The organism is Streptomyces sp. VTCC 41912, from assembly GCF_045799175.1.
Taxonomy (GTDB): Bacteria; Actinomycetota; Actinomycetes; order Streptomycetales; family Streptomycetaceae; genus Streptomyces; species Streptomyces albulus_C.
In genome coordinates, this window is sequence record NZ_JBJMAB010000014.1 from 15042 (window position 1) to 32974 (window position 17933).

Sequence of the window (17933 nt, forward strand, 5' to 3'; positions counted from 1 at the left end):
CTCTCAGAGCTTGATCTCGATGTCAACGCCGGCCGGAAGGTCCAGGCGCATCAGCGAGTCAACGGTCTTGGGCGTCGGGTCGAGGATGTCGATCAGGCGCTTGTGCGTGCGCATCTCGAAGTGCTCGCGCGAGTCCTTGTACTTGTGCGGCGACTTGATGACGCAGTACACGTTCTTCTCAGTGGGCAGCGGCACCGGGCCCGCGACCGACGCACCAGTGCGGGTCACCGTCTCGACGATCTTCTTCGCCGAGGAGTCGATGACCTCGTGGTCGTAGGCCTTGAGCCGGATGCGGATCTTCTGTCCCGCCATGGCTACTTCGTAGTCCTGTCTCTCGTAACGCTCTGGGACCCGGGAGGTCACCGTTCTTCTCCGACCCACGCGGTCGGGCGTGTCGCACCCCTTCTCGTAAATCTCCACATGGAAGATCCCTCGAGGAGGAGAACGTGGGGGAAGAACACCCACCGGACGCCTGGAGGAGGCACCCCGCTGACGCTTCCCGGAAGATTCCCGTACTTCCGCCCCTGAAAAGGAACGACGAATACCTGGGACTCGCTTCCGGTCCCCCCGGCGGGAGGCGCGCAGCATCGGCACTCAACCGAGCAACCTGGACAGTGTGCCACACGGGCCGCGCGTAAGGCCAATCGAGGCCCAACTGTCAAGAAGCCCCGCCCACCTGGCGGCGAGCGGGGCTTCCCGAACTACTACCGGATCAACCGGAGACCGTCTTACTTGACGATCTTGGTGACCTGGCCGGCGCCGACGGTCCGGCCACCCTCACGGATGGCGAACTTCAGGCCCTCTTCCATCGCGACGGGCTGGATGAGGTCCACCTTCATCTCGGTGTTGTCACCCGGCATGACCATCTCGGTGCCCTCGGGGAGGGTCACAACACCGGTCACGTCAGTCGTACGGAAGTAGAACTGCGGACGGTAGTTGTTGAAGAACGGCGTGTGGCGGCCACCCTCGTCCTTGGACAGGATGTAGGCCTGCGCCTCGAACTCGGTGTGCGGGGTGACCGAGCCCGGCTTGATGATGACCTGGCCGCGCTCGACGTCCTCGCGCTTGATGCCGCGGAGCAGCAGACCGACGTTCTCACCGGCCTGGCCCTCGTCGAGCAGCTTGCGGAACATCTCGATACCGGTGACGGTGGTCGAGGTCTTCTCGGTCTTGATGCCGATGATGTCGACGGTCTCGTTGACCTTGAGGATGCCGCGCTCGATACGACCGGTGACGACGGTGCCACGACCGGTGATCGTGAAGACGTCCTCGATCGGCATCAGGAACGGCTTGTCGACGTCACGCTCGGGCTGCGGGATCGACTCGTCGACGGCCTTCATCAGCTCGAGGACGGAGTTGCCCCACTCCTTGTCGCCCTCAAGGGCCTTCAGGGCGGAGACCTTGACGACCGGAACGTCGTCGCCGGGGAACTCGTACTCGGAGAGGAGCTCACGGACCTCGAGCTCGACGAGCTCCAGGATCTCCTCGTCGTCCACCATGTCGGCCTTGTTCAGGGCGACAACGATGTACGGAACGCCGACCTGGCGGGCCAGGAGCACGTGCTCCTTGGTCTGCGGCATCGGGCCGTCGGTGGCGGCGACCACGAGGATGGCGCCGTCCATCTGCGCGGCACCCGTGATCATGTTCTTGATGTAGTCCGCGTGACCGGGGCAGTCAACGTGGGCGTAGTGACGCGTCTCGGTCTGGTACTCGACGTGCGCGATGGAGATGGTGATACCGCGCTGGCGCTCCTCAGGAGCCTTGTCGATCTGGTCGAAGGCCGAGGCCTCGTTCAGGTCCGGGTACGCGTCGTGCAGCACCTTGGTAATGGCGGCCGTGAGGGTCGTCTTACCGTGGTCGATGTGACCGATGGTGCCGATGTTGACGTGCGGCTTAGTCCGCTCGAACTTCGCCTTCGCCACTGGGGTCCTCCTGTGGAGTGGTTCTGTACGCCTTACTCATCGGCGCCAGGTGATCTTTGCTGGATAGCCCGGGGCCCGGGGGCATTCCTCCGCTGTTGCGGCGGAATGCCCCGGCAGGCTCCGGAGTCAAGCCTAGAGCGTGAACTCGGGGGGTGAGTTACTCGCCCTTGGCCTTGGCGATGATCTCCTCGGCGACGTTCTTGGGAACCTCGGCGTAGGAGTCGAACTGCATCGAGTAGCTCGCGCGACCCGACGTCTTGCTGCGGAGGTCTCCGACGTAGCCGAACATCTCCGAGAGCGGAACCAGGCCCGTGACGAGCTTGGCGCCGGCGCGGTCCTCCATGGACTGGATCTGACCACGGCGGGAGTTGATGTCGCCGATCACGTCGCCCATGTAGTCCTCGGGCGTGGTGACCTCGACCTTCATCATCGGCTCGAGCAGGGCCGGGCTGGCCTTGCGGGCGGCCTCCTTGAAGGCCATCGAGCCGGCGATCTTGAACGCCATTTCCGACGAGTCGACCTCGTGGAACGCGCCGTCGAGGAGGGTGACCTTGACGCCGGTCAGCGGGTAGCCGGCGAGAACACCGAACTCCATGGCCTCCTGGCAGCCCGCGTCCACGGACGGGATGTACTCCCGCGGGATGCGGCCACCGGTGACCTTGTTCTCGAACTCGTACCCGTCGCCCTCGAGCGGCGCGAGCGCGATCTGCACCTTCGCGAACTGGCCGGAACCACCAGTCTGCTTCTTGTGCGTGTAGTCGAGGCGCTCGACCGGCTTGCGCAGGGTCTCGCGGTACGCGACCTGCGGCTTGCCGACGTTGGCCTCGACCCGGAACTCACGCTTCATACGGTCGACCAGCACGTCGAGGTGCAGCTCGCCCATACCCGCGATGATGGTCTGGCCGGTCTCCTCGTCGGTGTGCACCTGGAACGAGGGGTCTTCCTCGGCGAGACGCTGGATGGCGACACCCAGCTTCTCCTGGTCGCCCTTGGACTTGGGCTCAATGGCGACCTGGATGACCGGAGCCGGGAACTCCATCGACTCGAGGATCACCGGGGAACCCGCGTCGCAGAGGGTCTCACCGGTGGTGGTCTGCTTCAGACCCATGACGGCGACGATGTCGCCGGCACCCACCGCGTCGATCTCCTCACGCTTGTTCGCGTGCATCCGGTAGATCTTGCCGATGCGCTCCTTCTTGCCCTTCACCGAGTTCTGCACCTGCGTGCCGGCCTCAAGGCGGCCCGAGTACACCCGGATGAAGGTGAGCTTGCCCAGGTGGGGGTCGCTCGCAATCTTGAACGCGAGGGCGGCCAGCGGCTCGTCCTCGGACGGGCGGCGCTTGATGACCTCGTCCGGGTCGTTGACCGCGTGGCCCTCAATGGCCTCGACGTCCAACGGGGAGGGGAGGTAGCGCACGACCGCGTCGAGCAGGGGCTGCACGCCCTTGTTCTTGAACGCGGTACCGCAGAACACCGGCGTGACGGTGGTGACGTCGGCGTTGCCGGAGGCGATGGTGATGCGACGGATCGCGGCGTAGAGCTGCTCCACGGTGGGCTCCTGGCCCTCCAGGTACAGCTCCATGACCTCTTCGTCGTTCTCGGCCACGGTCTCGAGGAGCTTGCCGCGCCACTCGTCGGCAGCCTCGATGTGCGTGTCCGGGATGTCGACGGTGTCGTACATCTCGCCCTTGGCGGCCTCGGCGGACCAGACCAGGGCCTTCATCGACACGAGGTCGACGACGCCCTTGAAGTCGGCCTCGGTGCCGATCGGCAGCTGCATCACGATCGGGGTCGCGCCCAGGCGATCCGTGATCATGTCGACGCAGCGGTGGAACTCGGCACCGGTCCGGTCGAGCTTGTTGACGAAGCAGATACGCGGAACGCCGTAGCGGTCCGCCTGACGCCAAACGGTCTCGGACTGGGGCTCGACACCGGCGACGCCGTCGAACACCGTCACCGCACCGTCGAGCACGCGCAGCGAGCGCTCCACCTCGACGGTGAAGTCGACGTGGCCCGGGGTGTCGATGATGTTGATGGTGTTGTCGACGTTGTCCAGCGGCCAGTGGCAGGTCGTCGCGGCAGACGTGATCGTGATGCCGCGCTCCTGCTCCTGCTCCATCCAGTCCATCGTGGCAGCGCCGTCGTGGACTTCACCGATCTTGTAAGAAACACCGGTGTAGAACAGGATCCGCTCGGTGGTGGTCGTCTTGCCCGCGTCGATGTGGGCCATGATCCCGATGTTGCGGACCTTGGCCAGGTCAAGCGAAGTGGTAGCCATAGTGGCTCAGTCTTCTCTCGGTCTCGATGTGGGTTGCGACTACCAGCGGTAGTGCGCGAAGGCCTTGTTGGACTCGGCCATCTTGTGCGTGTCCTCACGCTTCTTGACCGAAGCGCCGAGGCCGTTGGAGGCGTCGAGCAGTTCGTTCATGAGGCGCTCGGTCATGGTCTTCTCGCGGCGGGCGCGGGAGTAGCCCACGAGCCAGCGGAGCGAGAGCGTCGCGGCGCGGCCGGGCTTGACCTCGACCGGGACCTGGTAGGTCGCGCCACCGACACGGCGGGACTTGACCTCAAGGGTCGGCTTGATGTTCTCCAGCGCGCGCTTCAGCGTGATGACCGGGTCGTTGCCGGTCTTCTCACGCAGACCCTCCATGGCGCCGTAAACGATGCGCTCGGCGGTGGAGCGCTTTCCGTTCAGCAGCACCTTGTTGATGAGGGAGGTCACCAGAGGAGAGCCGTAGACCGGGTCGATGATGACCGGGCGCTTCGGGGCGGGGCCCTTACGAGGCATTCTTACTTCTCCTTCTTGGCGCCGTAGCGGCTGCGAGCCTGCTTGCGGTTCTTGACGCCCTGCGTGTCGAGGGAGCCGCGGATGATCTTGTACCGAACACCCGGCAGGTCCTTCACACGGCCGCCGCGCACGAGCACGATCGAGTGCTCCTGCAGGTTGTGGCCCTCACCCGGAATGTAAGCGGTGACCTCGATCCCACTGGTCAGACGCACACGCGCGACCTTACGCAGGGCCGAGTTCGGCTTCTTCGGGGTGGTCGTGAACACACGCGTGCAGACGCCACGTCGCTGGGGCGAACCCTCAAGTGCGGGCGTCTTGTTCTTCTCGACCTTGTCCTGCCGGCCCTTACGGACCAGCTGCTGGATCGTAGGCACTACTTCTCCGGTTTCTGTGTGCCAGTCTCGGTAAAGCTAACCTGGAACATTCCCCGACCCACGCGGTCGGGTGTGTCGAATACTGCAGACCTGTCCTCGCTGGGACGAGGGCGGCGGCAGATTGCGGTGTCAAAACCCGGCTTCCGCGCTGCCGGGACTCTCCGGCCGGGATCCTCCTGGGCCTTGAACGGCCCGGGCGGTACCCCCGGGCGGGAGAAGGCGCGCACGGCAGCCCGGGGACACCCCAGGCACAAGGTCAGAGCGTACCTAGCGCATTGGCTGCGGTCAAAACAAATGCACACGCGAAGGACACGCCGGACTCCCCCGACGTTGCCGCCACCGTAGTGGGATCAACGGCACTACGGAAGAAGGAACGGCGCCGTCAGGAGTGGCTCACCGCCACCAGCGCCATCACCAGGAAGAACAGTGCCCAGGCTCCGATCCCGAGCCAACCGAGCACCAAACCGGCGACCGCCTGACCGTCCCCCCGCTCCCCCGTACGCCGGATCTCGGCCCGCGCCTTGTGCCCCAGGATCACCGCGGGGATCGAGGTCAGGCCCCACGTGAACGGCGCTATCAGTCCGCAGACCAGCGCTCCGGTGGCCGAACCGTTGGTGCTCGGCGGCATCGGCATCTGCATCGGGAGGAACGTCGCGGGCACCGCGGGCATCGGGGGCCGCGGTGCGAACTGCGCCTGCGGAACCGGCCCCTGCGGCAGGTCGGCGACCAGCATCTGGAGCTCGGCATGGGTCTGCGCCTGATAGGCCCGGCCGATCCGCTGCTCGTACTCCGGCTGCCCCAACCGCCCCTCGGCGAAGCCCGCCTTCAGCACGTCCACCGCCCGCTCGCGATCGGCGTGCGAGGCCCGCATGGCCGGCACCTGATACGGGTTCTGCGCGGGCTGCCCACCCTGCCACGGCTGGAATGCCATGTCGCGAACCTCCCCCCGCTCAACAGTTGTCCCCATCCTCTCATCACAGACGCGGCAATGGGAGGACAAGTTCCCGCGGCCCGCCGAACGCCGCAGGGCGGCCACCCCGTTGGGGTGACCGCCCTGCGAAGGCGCATCTGGCCTTACTGGTTGTACGGACCGTAGTCGTAGTCCTCCAGCGGGACCGCCTGGCCGGAACCGGTGCCGAAGGGCGAGTAGTCGATGTCGTCGTAACCGACGGCCGAGTACATCGCGGCCTTGGCCTCCTCGGTGGGCTCGACCCGGATGTTGCGGTAGCGGGACAGGCCCGTACCGGCCGGGATGAGCTTACCGATGATGACGTTCTCCTTGAGGCCGATGAGGCTGTCGGACTTGGCGTTGATCGCCGCGTCCGTCAGCACTCGGGTCGTCTCCTGGAAGGAGGCGGCCGACAGCCAGGATTCCGTCGCCAGCGAAGCCTTGGTGATACCCATCAGCTGCGGACGGCCGGAGGCCGGGTGGCCGCCTTCCGCCACCACGCGACGGTTCTCGCCCTCGAACTTCGAGCGCTCCACGAGCTCGCCCGGCAGCAGCTCCGCGTCGCCGGACTCGATGATCGTCACGCGGCGCAGCATCTGCCGGATGATGATCTCGATGTGCTTGTCGTGGATCGCCACGCCCTGGCTGTTGTAAACCTTCTGGACCTCGCCGACCAGGTGGACCTGGACGGCACGCTGACCCAGGATCCGCAGCACGTCGTGCGGGTTGATCGCACCGACGGTCAGCGGCTGGCCGACCTGCACGTGGTCACCCTCGGTCACCAGCATGCGAGCACGCTTGGAGACCGGGTAGGCCGTCTCGTCGCTGCCGTCGTCCGGCGTGACGATGACCTTCTTGGTCTTCTCGGTCTCCTCGATCCGGACGCGGCCGGCCGCCTCCGAGATCGGGGCGACGCCCTTGGGCGTACGGGCCTCGAAGAGCTCGACGACACGCGGCAGACCCAGGGTGATGTCGTCACCGGCCACACCACCGGTGTGGAAGGTACGCATCGTCAGCTGGGTGCCGGGCTCACCGATGGACTGGGCGGCGATGATGCCGACCGCCTCACCGATGTCGACCAGCTTGCCGGTGGCCAGCGAACGGCCGTAGCAGAAGGCGCAGGTACCGACCGCGGACTCACAGGTCAGGACCGAGCGGGTCTTGACCTCCTCCACGCCGTGCGCGATCAGCTGGTCGATCAGCACGTCACCGAGGTCGACGTTGGCCGGGGCGATGACCTTGCCGTCGACCACGACGTCCTCGGCGAGCATCCGCGCGTACACGGAGGACTCGACGTCGTCCGCCTTGCGCAGGATGCCGTCCGCGCCCTTCGAACCGATCCGCAGCTTCAGGCCGCGCTCGGTGCCGCAGTCCTCCTCGCGGATGATGACGTCCTGGGAGACGTCGACCAGACGACGGGTGAGGTAACCGGAGTCGGCGGTACGCAGGGCGGTGTCGGCGAGACCCTTACGGGCACCGTGGGTGGAGATGAAGTACTCCAGCACGGTCAGGCCCTCGCGGAACGACGCCTTGATCGGACGCGGGATCGTCTCGTTCTTGGCGTTCGACACCAGACCACGCATACCCGCGATCTGACGCATCTGCATCATGTTTCCGCGCGCACCCGAGTCCACCATCATGAAGATGGGGTTGGTCTTCGGGAAGTTCTCATTCATCGCCTCGGCAACCTCGTTGGTCGCCTTGGTCCAGATGTTGATGAGTTCCTGCGTGCGCTCGTCCTTGGTGATCAGACCGCGCTCGTACTGCTTCTGGACCTTCTCGTCCTGCGCCTCGTAGCCGGCGACGATGCCCTTCTTGGCCTCCGGCACGACGATGTCGGAGACGGCGACGGTGACGCCGGAACGGGTGGCCCAGTAGAAGCCGGACGCCTTCAGGTTGTCGAGCGTCGCCGCCACGATGACCTTCGGGTAGCGCTCGGCCAGGTCGTTGACGATCGCGGAGAGCTGCTTCTTGCCCACCGAGTAGTCGACGAACGGGTAGTCCTCGGGCAGCAGCTCGTTGAAGAGCGCGCGGCCCAGGGTCGTCCGCAGCCGGAAGCTGTCGCCCTGCTGCCACTCCGGCTCGCCCTCGACCGGGGCCGGCGGGGTCCAGCCGCGCGGCGGCACCGTGCCGATCGGGAAGCGGATGTCCACCTTCGCCTGGAGCGAGAGCTCGCGGGCGTCGAAGGCCATGATCGCCTCGGAGACCGAGGAGAACGAGCGGCCCTCACCCTTGACCTCGCGCTCCTCCTCGTCCGTGGTGAGGAAGAAGAGGCCCAGCACCATGTCCTGGGTCGGCATGGTGACCGGACGGCCATCGGCCGGCTTGAGGATGTTGTTCGAGGACAGCATCAGGATGCGTGCCTCGGCCTGCGCCTCCGCGGAGAGCGGCAGGTGGACGGCCATCTGGTCACCGTCGAAGTCCGCGTTGAACGCGGTGCAGACGAGCGGGTGGATCTGGATGGCCTTGCCCTCGACCAGCTGCGGCTCGAAGGCCTGGATGCCGAGGCGGTGCAGGGTGGGTGCACGGTTCAGCAGCACCGGGTGCTCGGCGATGACCTCTTCGAGGACGTCGTACACCACGGTGCGGCCACGCTCGACCATGCGCTTCGCCGACTTGATGTTCTGCGCGTGGTTGAGGTCCACCAGGCGCTTCATCACGAACGGCTTGAAGAGCTCCAGCGCCATGGCCTTGGGCAGACCGCACTGGTGCAGCTTCAGCTGCGGGCCGACGACGATGACGGAACGCGCGGAGTAGTCCACACGCTTGCCGAGCAGGTTCTGACGGAATCGACCCTGCTTGCCCTTCAGCATGTCGCTGAGGGACTTCAGCGGACGGTTGCCGGGGCCCGTCACCGGGCGACCGCGACGGCCGTTGTCGAAGAGCGCGTCGACGGCCTCCTGGAGCATGCGCTTCTCGTTGTTCACGATGATCTCGGGCGCGCCGAGGTCGAGAAGCCGCTTCAGGCGGTTGTTGCGGTTGATGACGCGGCGGTACAGGTCGTTCAGGTCGGAGGTCGCGAAGCGGCCACCGTCCAGCTGCACCATCGGACGCAGGTCCGGCGGGATGACCGGGATGCAGTCCAGCACCATGCCCTTGGGGCTGTTGCGGGTCTGCAGGAAGGCGGAGACGACCTTCAGGCGCTTGAGCGCACGGGTCTTCTTCTGGCCCTTGCCGGTCCGGATGATCTCGCGGAGGCGCTCGGCCTCCTCGTCGAGGTCGAAGGTCTCCAGGCGCTTCTGCAGCGCGGCGGCGCCCATGGAGCCGTCGAAGTACGTGCCGAAGCGGTCACGCAGCTCGCGGTAGAGGAGCTCGTCGCCCTCCAGGTCCTGGACCTTGAGGTTCTTGAAGCGGCTCCAGACCTCGTCGAGACGGTCGATCTCGCGCTGCGCGCGGTCGCGCAGCTGCTTCATCTCGCGCTCGGCACCCTCGCGCACCTTGCGGCGCGCGTCGGCCTTGGCGCCCTCGGCCTCAAGCTCGGCCAGGTCGGTCTCGAGCTTCTTGGCGCGGGCCTCCAGGTCGGAGTCGCGGCGCTGCTCGATCTGCTGACGCTCGACGGAGACGTGCGCCTCCAGCGAGGGCAGGTCGCGCGTACGGCGCTCCTCGTCCACCCACGTGATCATGTAGGCGGCGAAGTAGATGACCTTCTCAAGGTCCTTGGGCGCGAGGTCCAGCAGGTAGCCCAGCCGGCTCGGCACACCCTTGAAGTACCAGATGTGGGTCACGGGAGCGGCCAGCTCGATGTGGCCCATCCGCTCACGACGCACCTTGGCGCGCGTGACCTCGACGCCACAGCGCTCGCAGATGATGCCCTTGAAGCGGACGCGCTTGTACTTGCCGCAGTAGCACTCCCAGTCCCGGGTCGGACCGAAGATCTTCTCGCAGAAGAGTCCGTCCTTTTCGGGCTTCAGGGTGCGGTAGTTGATGGTCTCGGGCTTCTTGACCTCGCCGTGGCTCCACTGACGGATGTCGTCAGCGGTGGCCAGACCGATCCGGAGCTCATCGAAGAAGTTGACGTCGAGCACTATGCGTCAATCCCTCTCAGGGTTGTAAGTCTGTGGTCTGAAACGGGGGTCGCGGGGTCGGTAGGGGCCCGTTCCTGGGCCCCTACCGGAACTCCCGTCAGACCTCTTCGACGCTGCTCGGCTCGCGCCGGGACAGGTCGATGCCGAGCTCCTCCGCAGCGCGGAAGACGTCCTCGTCGGTGTCGCGCATCTCGATGGACATGCCGTCCGAGGACAGCACCTCCACGTTGAGGCACAGGGACTGCATCTCCTTGATGAGCACCTTGAAGGACTCGGGGATGCCGGGCTCGGGGATGTTCTCGCCCTTGACGATGGCCTCGTAGACCTTCACGCGGCCGGTGACGTCGTCGGACTTGATCGTCAGCAGCTCCTGGAGGGCGTACGCGGCGCCGTAAGCCTCCAGCGCCCACACCTCCATCTCACCGAAGCGCTGGCCACCGAACTGAGCCTTACCGCCCAGCGGCTGCTGGGTGATCATCGAGTACGGACCGGTCGAGCGGGCGTGCAGCTTGTCGTCGACCAGGTGGTGGAGCTTGAGGATGTACATGTACCCGACGGAGATCGGGTCCGGGAACGGCTCACCGGAACGGCCGTCGAACATCCGCGCCTTGCCGGACGGCAGGACCATGCGGTCGCCGTCGCGGTTGGGGCGGGTGTTCTCCAGCAGACCGGCCAGCTCGTCCTCGCGGGCGCCGTCGAAGACCGGGGTCGCGACGTTGGTGCGCGGCTCGACCTGGTCGGCGGCGATGGACTGCAGGCGCTGGGCCCACTCCTCACCGAGGCTGGAGACGTCCCAGCCCTGGCTGGCGAGCCAGCCGAGGTGGATCTCCAGGACCTGTCCCGGGTTCATGCGGGACGGGACGCCCAGCGGGTTGAGGATGATGTCGACCGGGGTGCCGTCCTCCATGAACGGCATGTCCTCGACCGGCAGGATCTTCGAGATGACGCCCTTGTTGCCGTGGCGGCCGGCGAGCTTGTCACCGTCGGTGATCTTGCGCTTCTGCGCGACGTAGACGCGGACCAGCTGGTTCACGCCCGGGGGCAGCTCGTCGCCCTCCTCACGGTCGAAGACGCGGACGCCGATGACCTTGCCGATCTCGCCGTGCGGCACCTTCAGCGAGGTGTCACGGACCTCGCGCGCCTTCTCACCGAAGATCGCGCGGAGCAGGCGCTCCTCGGGGGTCAGCTCGGTCTCGCCCTTGGGCGTGACCTTGCCGACGAGGATGTCGCCGGCGACGACCTCGGCACCGATCCGGATGATGCCGCGCTCGTCGAGGTCGGAGAGGACCTCCTCGGAGACGTTCGGGATGTCCCGGGTGATCTCCTCGGGGCCGAGCTTGGTGTCACGGGCGTCGACCTCGTGCTCCTCGATGTGGATCGAGGAGAGGACGTCGTCCTGCACGAGGCGCTGCGACAGGATGATCGCGTCCTCGTAGTTGTGACCCTCCCACGGCATGAACGCCACGAGCAGGTTCTTGCCGAGCGCCATCTCGCCCTCGTCCGTGGACGGACCGTCGGCGAGGACCTGGCCCTCGATGACCCGCGCGCCCTCGTCCACGACGACCTTCTGGTTGAAGGAGGTGCCCTGGTTGGAGCGGGTGAACTTGGCGACGCGGTACGTGGTGTACGTGCCGTCGTCGTTGGCGACGGTGATGTAGTCCGCGGAGACCTCCTGGACCACACCGTTCTTCTCGGCCTTGATGACGTCGCCGGCGTCGACCGCGCAGCGGTACTCCATGCCGGTGCCGACCAGCGGCGACTCCGCCTTGATCAGCGGAACGGCCTGGCGCATCATGTTCGATCCCATGAGCGCGCGGTTGGCGTCGTCGTGCTCGAGGAACGGGATCATGGCGGTCGCGGCCGACACCATCTGGCGCGGCGAGACGTCCATGTAGTGCACCTCGTCGGCGGGGACGAGGTCGACCTCGCCGCCACGACGACGGACCAGCACACGCTGCTCGGAGAAGCGCAGGTCCTCGCTGAGCTTGGCGTTGGCCTGGGCGATGAGGAAGCGGTCCTCCTCGTCCGCGGTGAGGTAGTCCACCTCCTCCGTGACCTGGCCGTCGACGACCTTGCGGTACGGCGTCTCGATGAAGCCGAAGACGTTGACCCGGCCGTAGGACGCGAGCGAACCGATCAGACCGATGTTCGGGCCTTCGGGCGTCTCGATCGGGCACATGCGGCCGTAGTGCGACGGGTGCACGTCACGGACGTCCAGACCGGCCCGCTCACGGGAGAGACCACCCGGGCCCAGCGCCGACAGGCGGCGCTTGTGGGTCAGACCCGACAGCGGGTTGGTCTGGTCCATGAACTGGGACAGCTGGCTGGTGCCGAAGAACTCCTTGATGGAGGCGACGACCGGCCGGATGTTGATCAGGGTCTGCGGCGTGATCGCCTCGACGTCCTGGGTGGTCATGCGCTCGCGCACGACGCGCTCCATACGGGCGAGACCCGTACGGACCTGGTTCTGGATCAGCTCGCCGACGTTGCGCAGGCGGCGGTTGCCGAAGTGGTCGATGTCGTCGGTCTCGACAACGATGCTGTTGCCGTTCTCGCCGATCGTCTCGGTCTCGCCAGCGTGCAGCTTGACCAGGTACTTGATCGTGGCGATGACGTCATCGGTCGTCAGCACGCCGGCGTCCAGCGGCTCGTCGCCGCCGAGCTTCTTGTTGACCTTGTAGCGGCCGACCTTCGCGAGGTCGTAGCGCTTGGGGTTGAAGTAGAGGTTCTCCAGCAGCGTCTGCGCGGCCTCGCGGGTCGGCGGCTCGCCCGGACGCAGCTTGCGGTAGATGTCGAGCAGCGCGTCGTCCTGGCCCTGGGTGTGGTCCTTCTCCAGGGTGGCGCGCATCGACTCGTACTCGCCGAACTCCTCGAGGATCTGCTCGGTGGTCCAACCGAGCGCCTTGAGCAGGACGGTCACGGACTGCTTGCGCTTGCGGTCGATGCGCACACCGACCATGTCGCGCTTGTCGATCTCCATCTCCAGCCAGGCACCCCGGGACGGGATGATCTTGGCGGAGAAGATGTCCTTGTCGGACGTCTTGTCGATCGAGCTGTCGAAGTACACACCCGGCGAGCGGACCAGCTGCGACACCACGACACGCTCGGTGCCGTTGATGACGAAGGTGCCCTTGTTGGTCATGAGCGGGAAGTCGCCCATGAAGACCGTCTGGGACTTGATCTCGCCGGTCTCGTTGTTGGTGAACTCCGCGGTGACGAAGAGCGGAGCCGCGTACGTGAAGTCGCGCTCCTTGCACTCGTCGATGGAGTTCTTCGGAGGCTCGAAGCGGTGGTCGCGGAAAGTCAGCGACATCGACCCGGAGAAGTCCTCGATCGGGGAGATCTCTTCGAAGATCTCTTCCAGACCGGACTTGGTGGGAACTTCCTGCCCACTCTCCAGCGCAGCCTCGACGCGACCCTTCCATGCGGCATTGCCGAGCAGCCAGTCGAAGCTTTCGGTCTGCAGCGCAAGGAGGTTCGGAACCCCGAGGGGCTCCTTGATCTTCGCAAAAGAGATGCGCAGCGGGGCGGTGCTGTCGCCGTTGTTCGTATTGGCAGTCGAGGCGTTGCGCGAGGCGGCCAAGAGGGGGTCCTTCCGAGGGCTCGGACTCACTACGCGCGTACCGGTCCCGAATCGAGCAAAGCGGCGGAAAGCCCAGGTCAGGGCGGGTCAGTCAGCTTTGCTCGGGCTCGGGTATGCCCCTGGTGACGGGCAGGGAGCAGCTAACAGGCAGCGCAAAGGGTCAGTGTAGCCACATGGCCCACTGATGTCCAGAGCGAGTTTCCGGAGACCGGTACCGCACCGTGTGCCGATCTTCTCCCTCCGGGAGGTGATGCCCTCCGCAACGGAGGTGCGCCTCGTTGTTCTTCTCTACGCCCAATGCCCTGCGCCTGCCGAAAGCCCTGCGCCAGTGGCGCACACCGATGCTTCCCTCTTCGTCCGCGATCCATGCCTCGAACCCTGGACCGCTTCTGCGTCGCGTCCCGAGAATTGCGCGCCGCGTCCGGTTCGTCAAGGCCCCCCGCCTCTGGGAGATCGTCACACCGAGGTGCGTCCGGACAACGAAGATCACCATACTCGCACTCGGTCGCGGGGCAACGCAGCCGGGGCGGGTACGCGGAAGGGCGACCACCCGTATGGGTGATCGCCCTTCGCGGTGTCCGCGTTACACCCTCAGGCGCAGCGGACGGGAGTCAGAGACTCACCAAGGTCACTTGACCTCGACGGAGGCGCCGGCGCCCTTGAGGGCCTCGGCGGCCTTGTCCGCGGCGTCCTTGGCGACCTTCTCCAGGACCGGCTTCGGGGTGCCGTCGACCAGGTCCTTGGCCTCCTTCAGGCCGAGGGAGGTCAGCTCACGCACGACCTTGATGACCTGGATCTTCTTCTCGCCGGCACCGGTGAGGATGACGTCGAACTCGTCCTGCTCCTCCTCGGCGGCGGCGGCCGGGGCACCGGGGGCACCGGCGGCGACGACGGCGGCCGGGGCGGCGGCGGTGACGTCGAAGCGCTCCTCGAAGGCCTTCACGAACTCGGCGAGCTCGATGAGGGTCATCTCGTCGAACTGGGCAAGCAGGTCTTCCTGGCTGAGCTTCGCCATGATGGCGGTCCTTCCACTAATTCGGCTGGTGCCGGATGTACATTTCGGCGGGCGTGCGGCCCGCTGTAACCCGCGCCGGAATGGCGCGGATCATGACGCGAGCCGAATTACTCGGCACCGCCCTGCTCGGCCTTCTTGGCGCGAAGCGCTTCCGCGGTGCGGACGAACTTCGACGGGAGCGCCTGGAAGAGCGCGGCAGCCTGGGACTGCTTGCCCTTCATGGCGCCCGCCAGCTTGGCGAGCAGAACCTCGCGGGACTCGAGGTCCGCAAGCTTCTTGATCTCGTCGGCGGACAGCGCCTTGCCGTCAAGGACACCGCCCTTGATGACGAGGTTCTGGTTCTCCTTGGCGAAGTCACGAAGACCCTTCGCCGCCTCAACCGGGTCACCGGTCACGAAGGCGACGGCCGTCGAGCCACTGAGGTGCTCGTCCAGCACAGAGATCCCGGCCTCCTGGGCCGCGATCTTGGTCAGCGTGTTCTTCACCACACGGTACTGAGCGTTCTCACCGAGCGAACGGCGCAGATCCTTGATCTGCGCAACGGTAAGACCGGTGTACGCGGTCACAACAGCGGCGTTCGAGTTGCGGAACTTCTCGGCAATCTCGTCGACTGCTGCGACCTTGTCGGGCCTCGCCATGAGCCTCGGCCTCCTTCCGGGTGATGAGGACCGCGCAGAAGGGGCTGGGCAAAACAAACGCCCCGGCGCAGGGCACGGGGCGTCACTCAACCAGTCAGAAAACTGTCCGGGAGTTTCTCCACACAACCTGCGCAGGCCGTCCGCAGCTAGCGGATCCTTCGGCCGCCGCGCGTCCGGGATCGGACGCACAGAGACAACCAGCGGTCTTTGGCTTCCGGGACACCGTACGGGAACGACCTGGGCCGGAGCAAATCGGCTGAGCGGGGGCACCGGGAACGCGCCCCGGACCCCCGCTCACCAGTGGACTTTTAACGCAGCGGACTCACTTGTACTCGGTGGTGTCGCTCGCCGGCGGCGGCGTCACCGAGACCTTGGTGCCGTAGTCCGAGTAGTAGACCGTCGAGTCGTACGGCGACTTGGCGTCCATCTGCTCGTGCTTCTTGACCAGCAGGTTGTCCGAGCTGACCCAGAGGTCGATGGTCTCGTTCTTGGCGCCGAGCGCCTGCAGCTGCCCTTCCAGGGCCTTCAGGTCCGCCTCGCTGACGTTCTTCGTCTGCATGCGGGTCAGCTCGCTCACCGAGAGCGTGCCGCTGTAGTGGGTGGCCTGGACGCCGCGGACGTCTTCCTTGCCGACTTCCTTGACCTTGCCCGAGGCGATCAGCAGGTCCACCGACCGGCCCGGGTTGTTGTTGTTCATCATGTCCTTCATGAGGGCGCCGGCCGCGCCCATCTTCTTGGCCATGACGTCGTAGTCGTACTTGATCCAGTTCTTGCCGGCCATGGGCATGCCCATGTTCATGTACATCGCGTCCGGCGTGTACAGCGCCTTCATGGGCTTGCCGGAGCCGCCCATCGGACCGCCGGCCTGGGTGATGTCCACCGACATGTGCATGCCGGACGCCCAGTCCATCGCGCCCTTCATGGTCTGGGTCATCGCGCCGTTCTTGGTGGTGCCCTCGACCTTGGCGGAGTTCTTGCCGTTCGTCTGCTGCGAGGCCGCCTTCAGCGAGGCGAGCGCCGCGTCCAGCGGGGACTTCGCCCCCGCCGCGTCGTTGCTGCCACCGCTGGCGCTGCCACCGCCGGTGCCGTTGCTCTTGTCGCCGCCGCCGTTACAAGCGGTCAGGCCGGCCATCATGACAACTCCCGCCGCAACGGCGACGGCAATACGCGTGGTGCGCACTGAGGCTCCCCCTTAGATCTTTTTATGGACCTCGGTGGCGACTGTAGTGCAGACCCCCGACAGCCCGTGCGCCAGGCCCGGCGAGGAACGCGTCAGGCCCCGCCCTCCCTGGGGAGAGCGGGGCCTGTAAGTAACGCGTCACGCGCTACGAGGCGTCGATCAGTGAGATCAGACGGCCTCGTCCTCGACGAGGAGGTTGCGGGTGCGGTTGGGGTCCACCGGGATGCCGGGGCCGATGGTGGTGCTGATCGTCGTCTTCTTGATGTAGCGGCCCTTGGCGGCGGACGGCTTCAGACGGCTGATCTCCTCCAGCGCCGCGGCGTAGTTCTCCACCAGCTTGGTGTCGTCGAAGGACACCTTGCCGATGATGAAGTGGAGGTTGGAGTGCTTGTCGACGCGGAACTCGATCTTGCCGCCCTTGATGTCGGTGACGGCCTTCGCGACGTCCGGCGTGACGGTGCCGGTCTTCGGGTTCGGCATCAGACCACGGGGACCGAGCACGCGGCCGAGGCGGCCGACCTTGCCCATGAGGTCCGGGGTGGCGACGACGGCGTCGAAGTCCAGACGGCCCTTGGAGACCTCGTCGATCAGTTCGTCCGAGCCGACGATGTCGGCGCCGGCGGCTTCCGCGGCCGCAGCACGGTCACCGGTCGCGAAGACCAGGACCCGGGCGGTCTTACCGGTGCCGTGCGGGAGGTTCACGGTGCCACGGACCATCTGGTCGGCCTTGCGCGGGTCGACGCCCAGACGCATGGCAACCTCGACGGTCGCGTCGAACTTGGCGGACGTGGTGTCCTTGGCGAGACGGACGGCCTCGAGCGGGGCGTACAGACGCTCCCGGTCGATCTTCGCGTCCGCGTTGCGAAGAGTCTTGCTGCGCTTCACTTCTGCTCCTGATGCAGTGGGGTGGAGTCGTGGTACGGACCAGCGCCTGGTCCTGCCACGGGCTGAGCCAACGTGCGGCGTGCGCCGCACGGCCGTGACGAGCTGAGGATCAGCCCTCGACCGTGATGCCCATGGAACGGGCGGTGCCGGCGATGATCTTCGACGCGGCGTCCAGGTCGTTGGCGTTCAGGTCGGGCATCTTGGTCGTGGCGATCTCGCGGACCTGCGCCTCGGTGATCTTGGCGACCTTGGTCTTGTGCGGCTCGCCGGAGCCCTTCTCCACGCCCGCGGCCTTCAGGATGAGCTTCGCGGCCGGCGGGGTCTTGGTGACGAAGGTGAAGGAACGGTCTTCGTAGACCGTGATCTCCACCGGCACGACCATGCCACGCTGCGACTCGGTCGCGGCGTTGTAGGCCTTGCAGAACTCCATGATGTTGACGCCGTGCTGACCCAGCGCGGGGCCGACCGGCGGAGCCGGGTTCGCGGCACCGGCCTGGATCTGGAGCTTGATAAGCCCCGTGACCTTCTTCTTCTTGGGAGGCATGCTCTCTCCGGGTCCTAGTGAGAGGTGGTT

Annotated in this window: 13 protein-coding genes; all 13 read right to left on the reverse strand. The window is 66.3% G+C overall.

Features of this window, described 5'->3' with window-relative positions:
- Positions 1-3: 3 nt before the first annotated feature.
- Positions 4-312 carry a 30S ribosomal protein S10 gene (gene rpsJ, locus ACJ6WD_RS20725; RefSeq protein WP_003948644.1) on the reverse strand — a complete coding sequence of 103 codons (309 nt, stop codon included), beginning with the start codon at positions 310-312 and terminating at the stop codon, positions 4-6.
- A gap of 416 nt (positions 313-728) precedes the next feature.
- On the reverse strand, positions 729-1922 hold the full coding sequence (tuf, locus tag ACJ6WD_RS20730) for an elongation factor Tu (RefSeq protein ID WP_233657579.1): 1194 nt from the start codon (positions 1920-1922) through the stop codon (positions 729-731).
- Positions 1923-2079: 157 nt separating this feature from the next.
- Positions 2080-4200 (reverse strand): elongation factor G, encoded by a 2121-nt coding sequence (fusA, locus tag ACJ6WD_RS20735; protein ID WP_016571051.1) that lies wholly within the window; start codon positions 4198-4200, stop codon positions 2080-2082.
- A gap of 39 nt (positions 4201-4239) precedes the next feature.
- The gene (gene rpsG, locus ACJ6WD_RS20740; protein WP_004571813.1) at positions 4240-4710 is read right to left on the reverse strand and encodes a 30S ribosomal protein S7; all 471 of its coding nucleotides are present in this window, start codon (positions 4708-4710) and stop codon (positions 4240-4242) included.
- Between the two features lie 2 nt (positions 4711-4712).
- Positions 4713-5084, reverse strand: a complete 372-nt coding sequence (rpsL, locus tag ACJ6WD_RS20745) for a 30S ribosomal protein S12 (protein ID WP_003948652.1) — start codon at positions 5082-5084, stop codon at positions 4713-4715.
- 382 nt (positions 5085-5466) lie between these two features.
- A complete protein-coding gene (locus ACJ6WD_RS20750) occupies positions 5467-5955 on the reverse strand; it encodes a DUF1707 and DUF4190 domain-containing protein (RefSeq protein ID WP_037633763.1) in 489 nt (162 codons plus the stop codon).
- Between the two features lie 203 nt (positions 5956-6158).
- Positions 6159-10058 (reverse strand): DNA-directed RNA polymerase subunit beta', encoded by a 3900-nt coding sequence (locus tag ACJ6WD_RS20755; protein WP_233657578.1) that lies wholly within the window; start codon positions 10056-10058, stop codon positions 6159-6161.
- 97 nt (positions 10059-10155) lie between these two features.
- Positions 10156-13641, reverse strand: a complete 3486-nt coding sequence (gene rpoB, locus ACJ6WD_RS20760) for a DNA-directed RNA polymerase subunit beta (protein ID WP_016571048.1) — start codon at positions 13639-13641, stop codon at positions 10156-10158.
- Positions 13642-14269: 628 nt separating this feature from the next.
- Positions 14270-14656, reverse strand: a complete 387-nt coding sequence (gene rplL / locus ACJ6WD_RS20765) for a 50S ribosomal protein L7/L12 (protein ID WP_016571047.1) — start codon at positions 14654-14656, stop codon at positions 14270-14272.
- 107 nt (positions 14657-14763) lie between these two features.
- Positions 14764-15294 carry a 50S ribosomal protein L10 gene (gene rplJ, locus ACJ6WD_RS20770; protein WP_016571046.1) on the reverse strand — a complete coding sequence of 177 codons (531 nt, stop codon included), beginning with the start codon at positions 15292-15294 and terminating at the stop codon, positions 14764-14766.
- A 322-nt stretch (positions 15295-15616) separates the two neighbouring features.
- Complete coding sequence (locus ACJ6WD_RS20775; RefSeq protein WP_331247730.1) at positions 15617-16429, reverse strand: hypothetical protein; 813 nt, start codon at positions 16427-16429, stop codon at positions 15617-15619.
- 213 nt (positions 16430-16642) lie between these two features.
- Positions 16643-17359 carry a 50S ribosomal protein L1 gene (gene rplA, locus ACJ6WD_RS20780; protein ID WP_016571044.1) on the reverse strand — a complete coding sequence of 239 codons (717 nt, stop codon included), beginning with the start codon at positions 17357-17359 and terminating at the stop codon, positions 16643-16645.
- 109 nt (positions 17360-17468) lie between these two features.
- The gene (gene rplK, locus ACJ6WD_RS20785) at positions 17469-17903 is read right to left on the reverse strand and encodes a 50S ribosomal protein L11 (RefSeq protein ID WP_016571043.1); all 435 of its coding nucleotides are present in this window, start codon (positions 17901-17903) and stop codon (positions 17469-17471) included.
- Positions 17904-17933 lie beyond the last annotated feature (30 nt).